Below are 13,787 nucleotides of genomic sequence, written 5' to 3'. Positions count from 1 at the left end.
AATGGCTAAAAAAACCAGTACAAAAAAAGATAAAACTACTTCAAAATTTAAGCTAACAAAGTTTGAGTTATCCAATCAACAAAAACTCATTTTTGGAAGTTTATTAATGCTTATTGGAGCTTTGCTATTCATTTCCTTTTTATCCTTTTTATTCACGGGTAAAATGGACCAAAGTGTGGTTTCTGACTTTCCAAATAGAAACCCTGAAGCCCAAAACTGGACACGACTTTTAGGTGCTTGGTTAAGTGACTTTTTTATCACAAAAGGTCTTGGATTGTCTGCTTTTATTTTATCTGGACTCGTTTTTATATCAGGTATTTACGTTGCTTTAGGTATCAACAAAGCTAAATTGCAAAGTCATTGGATTTGGGGATTACTCATCATGGTTTGGCTGGCCACCTTTTTTGGTTTCTTTAGCCACAAATTAGATGCACTTGGCGGCGTTATTGGTTTTGAAATCAATCAAATACTTCAAGATTATACTGGAAAAATCGGAACTGCCTTTATATTGTTATTCGGACTTATTGTTTTTGCTGCCGTCAAATTTAATGTAACTGCGCAGAGTATTCTCAACTTTTTCAATAGAACTAAAAATGCTATCTCTGAAGATTTTAACGAAGGGAAAGACAGTACTATCGTATCCTTTGACAATAACCTAACGGATGAAGCTGCTGATTTCAAGTCAGCTTTTTTAAAGGATGAAATTGAAGATACTGACAACGAAGATATTCCAGAACCAATATTGAAAAAAACGGAATTAAAGGTTGAGCTTGTGCGAAAACCAGAACCAGAAGAACCAACTGTTTCTATTGAAATTGAAGCCATAAAAGAAGAAACTTCCGAAACCGATAACCTCGCCAACAAATTGGTAGAAGATTTTGGACTGTTTGACCCAACTTTAGAATTGAGCAATTACCAATTTCCCCCAATTGATTTACTTAAAAAATACGATACGGAAGGCATCACCATCAATCAAGATGAGCTGGAGGAAAATAAAAATAAGATTGTCGAAACCCTCAGCAATTATAAAATTGGAATAGATAGTATAAAAGCCACCATTGGCCCTACGGTTACACTTTACGAAATTATACCAGAAGCCGGAATTAGAATATCTAAAATTAAAAATCTAGAAGATGACATTGCCTTGTCGTTGTCTGCCCTAGGTATAAGAATCATCGCCCCTATTCCTGGTAAAGGTACTATCGGTATTGAAGTACCTAATAAGAAATCTACTATTGTATCAATGCGCTCTGTGATTGCCTCGCAAAAATTTCAGAAGTCCGATATGGAATTACCGATAGCCTTAGGTAAAACCATTAGCAACGAAACCTTTGTTGTTGATTTGGCAAAAATGCCTCACTTATTAATGGCTGGTGCTACGGGACAAGGGAAATCGGTTGGTTTAAATGCGGTTTTAACGTCCTTATTGTACAAAAAACATCCGGCCGAAGTAAAATTTGTGTTGGTCGATCCTAAAAAAGTAGAACTTACCCTATTCAATAAAATTGAACGCCATTATTTAGCGAAATTACCCGATAGCGAAGAAGCCATCATTACGGACAATAACAAGGTAATAAATACTTTAAATTCGTTGTGCATTGAAATGGACAACCGCTACGAAATGCTTAAAAACGCCTTGTGTAGAAATATCGCGGAATATAACGCCAAGTTTAAAGCTAGAAAATTAAATCCAAACGACGGCCACGCCTATTTACCTTATATAGTTCTAGTGGTTGATGAGTTTGCCGATTTAATTATGACGGCTGGTAAGGAAGTTGAAACTCCAATTGCGAGATTGGCACAGTTAGCACGCGCCATCGGAATCCATCTTATTATCGCTACCCAAAGACCGTCGGTGAATGTTATTACAGGAATTATTAAAGCTAACTTTCCAGCGCGAATTGCTTTTAGAGTAACTTCTAAAATTGACTCGAGAACTATTTTAGACGGCTCTGGTGCTGACCAATTAATTGGTAGAGGTGATATGTTATTCACCCAAGGCAACGATATGATTAGATTACAGTGTGCTTTTGTTGATACACCAGAAGTTGAAAAAGTTACGGATTTTATCGGGTCACAAAAAGCCTATCCTGATGCCCATTTATTGCCAGAATATGTTGGAGAAGATAGTGGCACAAGTCTTGATATAGATATAGCCGATCGCGATCAATTATTCCGTGAAGCAGCAGAAGTTATAGTTACCGCCCAACAAGGTTCAGCATCTTTATTACAGCGCAAGTTGAAATTAGGATACAATCGAGCAGGCAGAATTATAGATCAGTTAGAAGCAGCCGGAATTGTAGGTCCTTTTGAAGGCAGCAAAGCCAGACAAGTTTTAATCACAGATTTAACAACATTACAACAATTTTTAGATAATGAAACAGTATAATATCATTTTAATCAAATTAGTTTTTTTAAGCATTTTTATGCTTTCATCGTTTTCAATATTTGCACAGAATGCCAATAAAGCAGAGGCTTTACTTAAAGAAGTAAGCGCCAAAATAAAAGCCTATAAAAACATGTCTATTGACTTTAAATACGCGTTGGTAAATCAAAGCGAAAATATCAATCAAGAAACTCGTGGTACGGTGGTAATTGAAGGTGAAAAATATGTTTTAAATATTATGGGAGCCACTAGAATCTTCGATGGTAAAACACTCTACACCATAAGCCCCGATGATGAAGAAGTAACGGTGTCCTCAAGCGATGCTGAGAATGAAGGCACCATAACTCCCAACAAAATGTTGTCCTTTTACACAGATGGCTATACTTATACGATGGATATTGTTCAAAATGTTTTGGGCCGCAAAATTCAATATGTAAAGCTAACACCTATTGATAGTAAATCGGAAATTAGTCATGTTTTATTAGGAATTGATGCTAATACCAAACACATCTACAATTTAATCGAAGTTGGTAAAAATAGCACACGCACTACATTGACATTTAATTCGTTTAAAACAGATGAGAGCTTATCAAAAAATTTGTTTGCTTTTGACAAAGTTAAATACAAGGATTACTACATTAATAAAATTGACTAAGTGTTCCGAACAACCACTAAGTTATAAGCATATTTTAAACGATTTGAAGATATATAATTCCATTCCAAATTGAAAATATTAGATAGGTATATTCTAGTAACCTATTTGAAAACCTTTGTAAGTGTTTTCATTATTTTGATGTTCATTTTTGTACTTCAAACAATTTGGCTTTATATAACAGAACTTGCGGGTAAAGATTTAGACCTTTTCATTGTAGGTAAATTTCTACTATTTTTTGCCCCTAAAATGGTGCCTTTAGTGTTGCCATTATCTGTTTTACTTGCCTCTATTATGGTTTTTGGCAATTTTGCAGAAAACTATGAGTTTGCCGCCATGAAATCTACTGGAATTTCTCTGCAACGCGCCATGAGAAGTCTTACTTATTTTATCGTAATTCTAGCCATTGGTGCTTTCTTTTTCGCTGATAAAGTAATGCCATGGGCTGAGTACAACAGCTATAATCTAAGACGAAACATCGCTAAGTTAAAACCAGCTATGGCCATAGCTTCAGGTCAATTTAATGAAATTGGAAACATTAATATTATTGTTGACAGTAAATCAGGTGACCGTGGTCAATATCTTGATAAAGTTGTTATCCATCAACAAAAAGCTTCTAAAAAAGGAAATTACACGGTTATAGTATCTGAAAAAGGAGAATTAATAAGTAGCGAAGATTCTAATATTTTACAATTAGAACTAACCAATGGTCACTACTATGACGAGATTATTAATAATAAACGAGGAAATAAGCAAAATCAACCACATGCTAAAAGTTACTTCGACACCTATATTATTAACGTAGATTTGGAAGGCTTAAACAACGTAGACTTAGATGACAAATCCTACTCAAATAGGTATAGTATGCTTGATATTAATGGCCTGAGATATACAATTGACAGTTTATATATTGATAAAGAAAAGGATTATCAGTCCTTAGCCAATACTTTATATAATAGGTCTACCATTGCAGCGCTTCCCACAAATATAAACCCCAAACAAGATGTAATATTCACTGGTGATATTTTAGATTTATTTGACAATAAACAGAGGATTCAAATATTAAATTTAGCAGATAATACCATTAATACTTCAAAGCAAATATTAGAAAGTACTGGGAAAACTTTTAAAAATAAAGATTCTTGGTTAAACGATCATATAGTATCATTAAATCAAAAATATGTTATTGGTTTTGCCTGTATAATTCTGTTTTTTGTAGGCGCACCACTTGGAGCTCTTATTAGAAAAGGTGGTCTTGGGTTACCAATGGTTATTGCTATTGTACTATTTTTAACCTATCACTTTTTAGGGATTTTTGCTGTTAACAGTGGTAAAAATAGTGTTATCAATCCAGCGCTTTCAACTTGGGTTTCAACAATCGTAATGCTTCCATTAGGCATTTATCTTACATCACGCGCGACTAAGGATAGAGGTTTGTTTGATTTGGGAAGTATTACAGAGCCTTTAAAAAAATTAATGCCGTTTACAAACAAATTCAACAATCTTGCAGTTGAAGGTGAAAATCTAAACTTCCTAAAAAATTACAAGGCCGATCAATTAATTGAAATAATTGAAGATCAAGACACCAGCACAACATCGGACAAAAAGCTAATAGCATTAAGCCTATTAGAATTAAAAAATGAAGCTTTTGAAAATTTTAAAACCAAGCTTTTAAACCTAAACGAAAATTTTAAAAAGTCAAATTTTTTGATAAATCAATATTTCGACTATGTCAAACCTGCCTTAACTGGCTATATAACAGGTTTAATTTTAATCCTGCTTCATTTAGTTTTTAAAAATAACAAATTACCACAAGCAGCGGAAGCATCCTTAATTTTGGGCATTGTTGCTCTTTCTATTTTCGGATTGTATTATGTGGTTTCAACTGTTTATTATGTTCGCTATTACAAGCGAATTCAACATAGAAATAGTACCAATATCGCCCTACTAATATTAGGACTTCCCTTCTTCCCTATTGCCTTGTTTTTTAACAACCATAAAGTTAAAACCGACTACCGTCGAAACCTTTTAAAAAGTATAAAATAAGCGGTATCTTTGCACAATATTTTAAAAAGATGAACACCAGTCTAAGTATGCCCAAAACAGCCTTAAACACCATAAAAGAAGCGATTCAAGCCATTAAAATGGGTGAAGTTATCATAGTAGTTGACGATGAAAATCGCGAAAATGAAGGTGACTTCCTTGCTGCTGCCGAAACAGTTACACCAGAGATGATAAATTTCATGGCCATGCATGGACGCGGACTTATTTGCGCACCACTATCAGAAAAACGCTGCAAAGAATTAGACTTGCACATGATGGTTCACAATAATACTGATCCTTTGGAAACTGCCTTTACCGTTTCAGTTGATTTACGAGGAAATGGTGTTACCACAGGTATTTCGGCATCAGACAGAGCAAAAACCATAAAAGCACTTATCGATGACCACACCAAGCCATTTGAATTAGCGCGGCCAGGACATATTTTTCCATTAGTTGCCAAAGATGGCGGTGTTTTAAGAAGAACAGGTCATACCGAAGCTGCCATCGACTTTGCAAGACTATCTGGCTTTAAACCTGCGGGTGTAATCGTTGAAATTATGAATGAAGATGGCACCATGGCGAGACTTCCGCAATTGATGCAAGTCGCTAAAAAATTCGATCTGAAAATTGTTTCTATCGAAGATTTGGTGGCCTACCGTATGCAGCACGATAGTTTGATTGAGAAAAAGGAAGATTTTAATTTAGAAACGCGCTTTGGAAATTTCCGTTTGCGCGCCTATCAACAAACCACAAACAATCAGGTGCATATTGCCTTATCTAAAGGTGAATGGACCATGAATGAGCCTGTTCTTACCAGAGTAAATGCCACCTTGGTTAATAATGATATTTTAGGAACGCTCACCAATAACGCTGAGCAAAAGCTGGATGACATGTTTCGGGTGATAAATGAGGCTGGGAAAGGCGCTATTATTTTCATTAACCAACAGGCACAATCTATGAACTTATTAAAACGTCTCAATCAGTTGAAAGAAGAACAAGTTGAAGGCAAAATTGTAAAAGCCCCACGCATAGAAATGGATCATAAAGACTTTGGTATTGGCGCTCAAATTCTACACGACCTCAACATTCACAAATTAAGACTGATCTCCAACTCACAACAAACCAAGCGTGTGGGTATGATTGGGTATGGATTGGAGATTGTGGATTATGTGAGTTATTAAACTCACTGTTTAATCTTTTATAAGTCTTCCTATAAATTTTCCGTTAGTAGTATAAATCTTTATCAGATACATACCTGATTGGAAATTGGTGACGTCAATACTGTTTTTATTTGAAGTCGTATTTAAAACCATTTTTCCAAGTAAATCATAACATTCAATCTTTAAAATCTCTGAATCTGATTTAATATTTACAACCGTTTTTGCGGGATTAGGAAATAACGATACATTGTAATTAATTTTATCTTCATTACTGACACTTAAGGTAGCGAATGAAAAACTTTCCAACCCTGTTTCAAAACCTCCGAAATAATCTTGAGTAGTAGTGCCATCAATATTAGAATTATAAAAAGCATCTAAAACACCGCCGGCTCCAGTGGCTATCGGATCTGAATTAGACATCAAGTACATGTCACCAGTTTCTGGTGAATTGGTAATATTAAAACTTACTAAATCGATGTAATCACCAGTACTGTGCGATACAATACTTTGTCCTGATGGTAAATTAAATTGAAATACATCTTTTGTCCCATCACCTAGACCTAAATTGGTTAAAAATGCCGAATCAAATTGAAAAATATCCCAAGTTCGACCTGTAAATAGCCCTACGGGATTAACCGCGTCTGCTTCGCCTGCTGGGAGCACCAATGTAAATCCAACATCCGATGCATCGGTGTTGCCATTTGAGGTAAAATCTGGAACCGCAACAATTTTAAAATTGTAATCTGAAATGTTTACAATGCCGAACTTATAAGATTGAGCGGCACTTACCAGCGCCACTAATAAAAATGTTAAAATGAGGTAATTTTTTTTCATGTTCATATCTTTTAAAGGTTAAAAAATTAATTTGTATTAGGTACCGTTGTATTAATTGTGAAGGTGACCGAGCCAAAGGCATTACCAGGAAACTGCAACACATTATCTTTAAGTATATTACTATCATTTCCAGCGCCTGAAAATCTACCAACTCCATCTAAATTTACGTCGATATTTAGATAACCACTTGATGAAAAAGTTACCGAGTTAAAGCCATTGGAGGCATCATCAAGTATGTAATCTTTTATAACATTAGCGTTATTATTTGCGCCCGAAAATCTTACAAAATTGTTGCCTGCGGTATCTCCAGCCCAGAGCGCTTTATTTCCGTTATTTAATATAGCTTGCGCATGATTGCCAAAAGTTGAAAATTGAGCACCTGAAAAATCAACCACGGTAGTCTCTTTTTCTTTGAGTGGAAAACTAGGCTGACTCATGGCTCCCAGGTGGTTTCTATGATTCACCACCACATAATAATTGGTTGGAGCGGCGTACATACTTAAAATTGTGTTTCCGTCTAAATCTACCACATCACCATCGCGTTGCAGTAATGCCGAACGCGCATTGATTAATTTTGAACGGTTACTAGCATCGCGTAGTTCTACCCAAACCCAATCAACAATAGCGTTGGCGCCAGTTGCATTAAAAACCGAAGCATTGACGGTCGCCTGATCTTGATACGGACTTGTTGTTGGGAGAAAACCATTTTGTCTGAGCTGGTCATTCATTAAACCTGCGGTAATGGGGTTCAAAATAGGACCTTGTAAGAGCATTTTCGGACTTACCTGAACCTTAAACGCAGGACCAATAAAACCCTCAGAAACTTTTAGGCTTGCTGCTGATAATTCCTGCATATTCACCTCGCCTATAGTGTATAAAATTTGGGTACCGTCTGTGCTTTCAGCAGATGCGCCACCATTATCAATACTAGATTTAAAAATCACCTGTGCCTGAGCAGAAGAACTGATTATACAAAGGGTTACTGCTATTTGTTTAAAAATTAATTTCATATCATTAGTTTTTTACTAATACTACTTCGTTTATCTGTGACCCAGTATTTTCTAAAGTAGACAGTCGTTGTTCTATATTTTGAAGTTGCAAAATCATGTCTTTTAGTTGGGTGTTTTCGGCTTTTAAAGTTTCAATCGTTTCTTGTTGTTCCTGTACCGCATTAACAATTAAAGGAATAAAATCGTTATAGCGCACACTCATAAAACCATCGTCATCGGCGGTAAGTAAACCTTGGTCTTGATAGCCAACAGCCTCTAAAAGGACTTTTAGGTCTTGGGCAATAAACCCAATTTCGCGGGTTTGGTGTTCGTTATTTTTACGAATGTAATCCACGGGCTTTAGTTGCATTAGTAAATCTAAGCCGTATGGTAATTTTCTAATGTGGTCTTTCCAGCGTTGGTCTGAGGTGATGGTCCAACCCACTTGAACGCCAGCATAACTGATACTGGTATTGCCAATGCGCACTTGGTTACTTCCCGCAGCATTTGGTACTTGTGCGCTAAAACCGAGTCCGAGGTTATTGGTGCCTGTTGTTAACTGTGATAAGGCATTATAACCGTGAGCAGTATTGTAAGTGCCAGAAGTATTATTGTAAAGTGCAGCAATTCCTGAAGCCGTATTCGAATTTCCAACTGTGTTTGAAAATAAAGCCCATTCGCCATAAGCAGTATTTCTGAAACCGGTGGTATTTGTTCTTAATGTTTGGTAACCCATTGCAGTGTTTCTGTTTCCTGTTGTATTGGAATACAAGGATTCTACTCCTACTGCGGTCATATTGCTAGCATTATTACTCCTTAATGCTCTCTGTCCAACAGTTGTGTTATTGCTACCAGAGATATTATTTAGCAATACACCAAAACCCAAAGCAGTATTGTTATTTCCATTTGCGTTATTATATAATGCTGAATATCCGATAGCCGAATTATAATTCCCTGAAGTATTTTTTTCCATGGATAAAGCACCAACGGCAGTATTACTCTCGCCAATTGTGTTAGAAAGCAAGGTTTGAAAACCATTACCTGTATTGTATAGCCCTGTATTATTGGACGCCGTGGTGCTACCTCTTAAAGCATTATAACCTACAGCCGTATTAGCAGTAAATTCACCAGCGGTTCGGTCGTCAGCATATTTTAATGCACCATAACCCAATGCCGTGCTGCCATTATTTGCCTTTTTATAAAGTAAAGCATCATATCCGACTGCTGTATTTTGGGAGCCTGTAGTATTAAAAAATAATGCATTAGGTCCATTTGCTGCATTAAATGCACCTGTGGTGTTAGAATATAAAGAATATTGGCCAATTGCGGTATTATCATAGCCTGAAGTATTGAAGCGTAGTGCTTCATTACCTATCGCAGTATTTGCGTTTCCAGTAGTGTTTAATCGTAAAGTTTCGTTGCCAATAGCGGTATTTCTTGAGCCTGTGGTATTAGAACTTAGTGTTAAATATCCACTACCTGTGTTAGAATTTCCTGTGGTGTTGGAACTTAGGACCCAAAACCTAATGCGGTCATGTTACTTGAGGTGTTATTTCTTAAAGTTTCAAAGCCAATGGCAGTGTTATTATTTCCGGTAGTGTTAGAACGAAGTGCATCCATCCCAATAGCCGTATTTGAATTTCCTATGGTGTTGAAAAAAAGTGCAGCAGCTCCATTGGCAGTATTATTATTTCCAATTGTGTTGGAAAAAAGTGCAGTTACTCCATTTGCAGTATTATTATTTCCTATTGTGTTGGAAAAAAGTGCAGATGATCCATTTGAAGTATTACTATTTCCTATTGTGTTGTTATAAAGTGCGTCTGATCCATTTGCAGTATTAAAATTTCCTGAGGTGTTAGAACCAAGTGCAGATGATCCATTTGCAGTATTTCTATTTCCTGCGGTGTTGGCACGAAGTGCATCTCCTCCATTCGCAGTATTACTAAACCCTGTGGTGTTCGAGAAAAGTGCACCTATTCCATTTGCAGTATTATTAAACCCTGTGGTATTTGAAAAAAGTGCCTGTACTCCATTTGCTGTGTTAGAACCTCCTGTGGTGTTGGAACGTAGTGCGTCTCTTCCATTTGCCGTATTAAAACTTCCTGTAGTGTTAGAATAAAGTGCGTCTCTTCCATTTGCCGTATTTGAACTTCCTGTGGTGTTAGAATAAAGTGCTTGATAACCTACCGCCGTCATATTACTTGAGGTGTTATTTCTTAAAGTTTCAAAACCAATAGCTGTGTTATTGCTTCCTGTGGTGTTAGAAAATAAAGCAGCTCTTCCATTTGCAGTGTTAAAATTGCCTGTGGTGTTAGAATTTAAAGCAGCTCTTCCATTTGCGGTGTTATCATTTCCTGTGGTGTTAGAATTTAAAGCATCTGCTCCATTTGCGGTGTTACTAAATCCTGTGGTGTTAAAAACTAAAGCATCTTTTCCATTTGCAGTGTTAGAATATCCTGTGGTGTTAAAATATAAAGCACTTCTTCCATTTGCGGTATTATTATTTCCTGTGGTGTTAGAAAATAAAGCATTTACGCCATTTGCGGTGTTACTAAATCCTGTAGTGTTTCTTCTTAAAGCATCTGCTCCATTTGCCGTGTTACTACCTCCAGTTGTGTTAGAATATAAAGCATTACTTCCATTTGCGGTGTTAAAACTTCCATTGGTGTTAGAATATAAAGCATTTACTCCATTTGCGGTGTTATTATTTCCTGTGGTGTTAGAAAATAAAGCATCTCTTCCATTTGCGGTGTTAGAAATTCCTGTGGTGTTTGCATTAAGCGACCCTAAACCAAAACTAGTATTAGAATCATTTAATCTCCCTGCTTCAATATTATTTCTTTTAATAACCACATCTTTATTATCAGTAGTCCCAATAAAATTTGTGCTGGCATCTAGGCCTTGGTTACCGGCGGTACCCCAACTGTTTTTGCTGAAACCTGCACTTTCGGCGTGTTTGGCATAAGGCACATAGTTAAAGGCAGTGGTGCCCATATCTACCAAACCAGCGCCAATGTTAATTTTGGTATTAAGAAAATGAGTGTCTTCACCCCAATCAATATCGGAAAAAATACCAGTAATAGCCGTGCCTTCACCAATATTTAAAATAATTATACCATTGGCATCTGTAGTTGGCGAATGACTTTCTTTATAAACCACCGTGTCGCCAGGACCTTGTAAAATAGTAAACTCGACTAAAATTAAGTCGTTGGCCACCACGTTCCCAAGGTTGTCCTTAATAATAGCTTTGTAATTAATACTGCTGGTTTGTGCTGTTATATTTAACAACATTCCGGTTGCGAACAGCACACCTAATAAGTTCTTTAGTGTCATCTGAATTGTTTTAATGGTAACAACTCAAAATTAGGTAGGTAACAATTATTCGGCTATAACATATGTAACAAATGCTATAACATATGTAACATTTTAAAAAAATATTAAAATAATAAAATACTGATTATGTATTAGTTAACAAATTTATACCAAAAACTGTAGAAAAAATCTGACACTAATTTTAAAATTAAAAAGCTAAGCATTTTTAAGAAAATTTATAATCTAAACAGCCAATCCATGCAGTTTTATAAAGCTGCTAATATACATTTTGCCATGTTCTTGACACGTTGAGTCACTTCTGCTTCGGTCCATGACAGTTTTATAAGGCAAGAAAGGTTTCTTCCTATATAATGATCTGACTGTATAAAATCTTGCAGATTCAGTTTGGCTAGGCCAGATTTTAGTTCATCTGATAGTGGAAACAAACTCTTCGCTTCCAACAAATGCTGCCATTTGCGCACATAATGCCAATTGTTATCGTAATAATGAAAACAAGCATCAATGCCTTCAGCTTTAAACGCCGCAGCGACTTGCCTTGTGGTTTCTAAACTCGGTAAGAAAAAATTGATAAAGGCATAACTTTCTTCACCGCCTTCGGGAACGGTTCTAAATACTACTTCGGGGATTTTAGACAGTTCATTTCTGATGATGGTATAATTCTTTTTTTGAAGACCGATAAATTCGTCAAATCGTTTAATTTGTGCCAGGCCAACGGCCGCATTTAATTCTGAAATGCGATAGTTATAACCCAAAAACGGATGTGCTTCAGCGCCTCTATCGTTGCCAACATGATCGTGACCGTGGTCGGAATAATGATCAGCTGCTTTGGCAAATTCAGCATTATCAGTGATAACGGCACCACCTTCGCCACAGGTAAAGGTCTTTACAAAATCGAATGAAAAAGTGCCAGCATCACCAATACTTCCTAAGGGTTTACCACGATAAGTTCCGCCAATAGCCTGGCAGGCATCTTCCACTAATAGGAGTTGATGCTCTTTACAAATAATTTGTAAGGCATTTAAATTTGCCATACTCCCGCACATGTGCACAGGCATGATGGCTTTTGTTTTTGGCGTGATGGCTTTTTTAACAGCTTCAATATCTAAAGTCAATGTATCGTCAATATCCACCAAAACAGGAATAGCGCCTAAAGCAATCACGCCTTCAAAACTGGCTACGAAAGTGAAACATGGCATAATAACCTCATCACCAGCACCAACACCCGAAACAGCTAAAGCTACCGTAACCGCAGCGGTTCCGCTAGACAGTACTTGGGCATGTTTAACTTTAAATCGCTCTTGTAACGCCGTTTCTAATTCCTTTGCCTTCCAATGGCCATTGCGCATACCGTCAAAACCAAAGCGCATCAGTACACCATTGTTTAGCACGTCGTTTACCTCATGTCGTTCTTGATCACCAAATAATTCAAATCCTGGCATAGTAAAAATTTAGAAGCTAAAGGTAATAATAATTATAGGCTTATAACAACCTCCTCAATGGGTTTGCGCACTTTTTTAAAGGTTGAAAACATATCGTCGTCTGCTCTAAAGCCAACTGGTAGTAATAAGACTGATGTTAAATTGTGCGCTTTTAAGTTAAGTGCTTCATCTACTTTTTCTGGCACGAAACCTTCCATCGGGCAACTGTCGATGTTTTCTATTGCGCATACTGTCATTAAATTACCAAGGGCGATGTAAGTTTGTCTAATAGCCCATTCTCGCTTTGTAGAATGTTGCATACTGCCGATGGTAGATTTTAATTGATTTCTGTAAGGCGATAAAATCGTTTCAGGAGTTTCTCTGGTAGTACTTACAGCATCAAAATAATTATCAACATCGGTTTCTGAAATGTCGTTCTGAATACATAAAACCAGCACATGGGAAGCTTGTACCACTTGCTTTTGAAAATAGGCTGTAGATAACAAACTGTCTTTTAATTCTTGTTTCGCCACTACAACCAACTTCATGGTTTGCAAACCATACGAAGTCGCAGTTAAATTAAACGCATGAATAAGCACATTTAGTTGCGTGTCGCTTAACTTTTTATCGGGATTAAATTTTTTGGTAGCATAACGCCATTGGAGTTTTTCTAATATTTCCACAATCTTTTTTTTGCAAAGTTACAATTAGAACCGTAAAAAATTGAATCTCAAGATTTATTTATTAAAATAATAATCACTAACGAACTGAATTGGGAACACCTCAAACTTCAAAAAACATTTTAATTTTTTAATCTATTTTATTTGATAGATATAAAAAGGGGATTATATTTGCACCCGCTTAAGCACGCACGACCGATGCTTAAGCTTCAGGGGCAGCAAGTCTGCTGGTTATAATGGAGAAATGGCAGAGCGGTCGAATGCGGCAGTCTTGAAAACTGTTGAGGGTCAC

Annotated in this window: 11 protein-coding genes; 4 read left to right on the top strand and 7 right to left on the bottom strand. The window is 36.5% G+C overall.

Annotation, left to right across the window (positions count from 1 at the left end):
• Window position 1 precedes the first annotated feature (1 nt).
• The 4 genes from V7Z48_RS08135 to ribB all read left to right on the top strand — a co-directional run bounded on the left by V7Z48_RS08135 (window position 2) and on the right by ribB (window position 6,262).
• Complete coding sequence (locus V7Z48_RS08135; RefSeq protein WP_334112912.1) at window positions 2–2,389, top strand: DNA translocase FtsK; 2,388 nt, start codon at window positions 2–4, stop codon at window positions 2,387–2,389.
• A gap of 37 nt (window positions 2,390–2,426) precedes the next feature.
• Complete coding sequence (locus V7Z48_RS08130) at window positions 2,427–3,041, top strand: LolA family protein (protein WP_334112911.1); 615 nt, start codon at window positions 2,427–2,429, stop codon at window positions 3,039–3,041.
• A 69-nt stretch (window positions 3,042–3,110) separates the two neighbouring features.
• On the top strand, window positions 3,111–5,084 hold the full coding sequence (locus V7Z48_RS08125; RefSeq protein WP_334112910.1) for an LptF/LptG family permease: 1,974 nt from the start codon (window positions 3,111–3,113) through the stop codon (window positions 5,082–5,084).
• Between the two features lie 29 nt (window positions 5,085–5,113).
• Entirely contained in the window at window positions 5,114–6,262 is a 1,149-nt protein-coding gene (gene ribB / locus V7Z48_RS08120) for a 3,4-dihydroxy-2-butanone-4-phosphate synthase (RefSeq protein ID WP_334112909.1), read from the top strand.
• Between the two features lie 9 nt (window positions 6,263–6,271).
• Here ribB and V7Z48_RS08115 read toward each other — a convergent pair whose 3' ends face one another.
• From V7Z48_RS08115 to V7Z48_RS08085, 7 genes are all read right to left on the bottom strand, one after another.
• The gene (locus V7Z48_RS08115) at window positions 6,272–7,075 is read right to left on the bottom strand and encodes a T9SS type A sorting domain-containing protein (RefSeq protein ID WP_334112908.1); all 804 of its coding nucleotides are present in this window, start codon (window positions 7,073–7,075) and stop codon (window positions 6,272–6,274) included.
• Window positions 7,076–7,101: 26 nt separating this feature from the next.
• Window positions 7,102–8,085: a hemagglutinin protein gene (locus tag V7Z48_RS08110; protein ID WP_334112907.1), complete on the bottom strand. Its 984-nt coding sequence runs from the start codon at window positions 8,083–8,085 to the stop codon at window positions 7,102–7,104.
• Between the two features lie 4 nt (window positions 8,086–8,089).
• Window positions 8,090–9,235, bottom strand: a complete 1,146-nt coding sequence (locus tag V7Z48_RS08105; RefSeq protein WP_334112906.1) for a tail fiber domain-containing protein — start codon at window positions 9,233–9,235, stop codon at window positions 8,090–8,092.
• Window positions 9,217–9,432 carry a hypothetical protein gene (locus tag V7Z48_RS08100; RefSeq protein WP_334112905.1) on the bottom strand — a complete coding sequence of 72 codons (216 nt, stop codon included), beginning with the start codon at window positions 9,430–9,432 and terminating at the stop codon, window positions 9,217–9,219. Before V7Z48_RS08100 ends, V7Z48_RS08105 begins: the two co-directional genes overlap by 19 nt.
• A 141-nt stretch (window positions 9,433–9,573) precedes the next feature.
• Window positions 9,574–11,397 (bottom strand): beta strand repeat-containing protein, encoded by a 1,824-nt coding sequence (locus V7Z48_RS08095; RefSeq protein ID WP_334112904.1) that lies wholly within the window; start codon window positions 11,395–11,397, stop codon window positions 9,574–9,576.
• A 245-nt stretch (window positions 11,398–11,642) separates the two neighbouring features.
• Window positions 11,643–12,836 carry a DegT/DnrJ/EryC1/StrS family aminotransferase gene (locus V7Z48_RS08090; protein ID WP_334112903.1) on the bottom strand — a complete coding sequence of 398 codons (1,194 nt, stop codon included), beginning with the start codon at window positions 12,834–12,836 and terminating at the stop codon, window positions 11,643–11,645.
• A gap of 32 nt (window positions 12,837–12,868) precedes the next feature.
• A complete protein-coding gene (locus V7Z48_RS08085) occupies window positions 12,869–13,498 on the bottom strand; it encodes an NAD(P)H-dependent oxidoreductase (RefSeq protein ID WP_334112902.1) in 630 nt (209 codons plus the stop codon).
• Between the last annotated feature and the right edge of the window lie 289 nt (window positions 13,499–13,787).

The organism is Paucihalobacter sp. (assembly GCF_036825875.1).
Taxonomy (GTDB): domain Bacteria; phylum Bacteroidota; class Bacteroidia; order Flavobacteriales; family Flavobacteriaceae; genus Paucihalobacter.
The sequence above is the reverse complement of the archived record's forward strand: the minus strand, read 5'-3'. Positions and strand labels throughout refer to the sequence as shown.

What these genes read in the sequence shown, in the direction of transcription:
- V7Z48_RS08135 (WP_334112912.1), top strand. Translation starts at nt 2, where the DNA reads ATGGCTAAAAAAACCAGTACAAAAAAAGATAAAACTACTTCAAAATTT.
- V7Z48_RS08115 (WP_334112908.1), bottom strand. Translation starts at nt 7,075, where the DNA reads ATGAAAAAAAATTACCTCATTTTAACATTTTTATTAGTGGCGCTGGTA.
- V7Z48_RS08095 (WP_334112904.1), bottom strand. Translation starts at nt 11,397, where the DNA reads ATGACACTAAAGAACTTATTAGGTGTGCTGTTCGCAACCGGAATGTTG.
- V7Z48_RS08130 (WP_334112911.1), top strand. Translation starts at nt 2,427, where the DNA reads ATGCTTTCATCGTTTTCAATATTTGCACAGAATGCCAATAAAGCAGAG.
- ribB (WP_334112909.1), top strand. Translation starts at nt 5,114, where the DNA reads ATGAACACCAGTCTAAGTATGCCCAAAACAGCCTTAAACACCATAAAA.
- V7Z48_RS08110 (WP_334112907.1), bottom strand. Translation starts at nt 8,085, where the DNA reads ATGAAATTAATTTTTAAACAAATAGCAGTAACCCTTTGTATAATCAGT.
- V7Z48_RS08100 (WP_334112905.1), bottom strand. Translation starts at nt 9,432, where the DNA reads ATGAAGCACTACGCTTCAATACTTCAGGCTATGATAATACCGCAATTG.
- V7Z48_RS08090 (WP_334112903.1), bottom strand. Translation starts at nt 12,836, where the DNA reads ATGCCAGGATTTGAATTATTTGGTGATCAAGAACGACATGAGGTAAAC.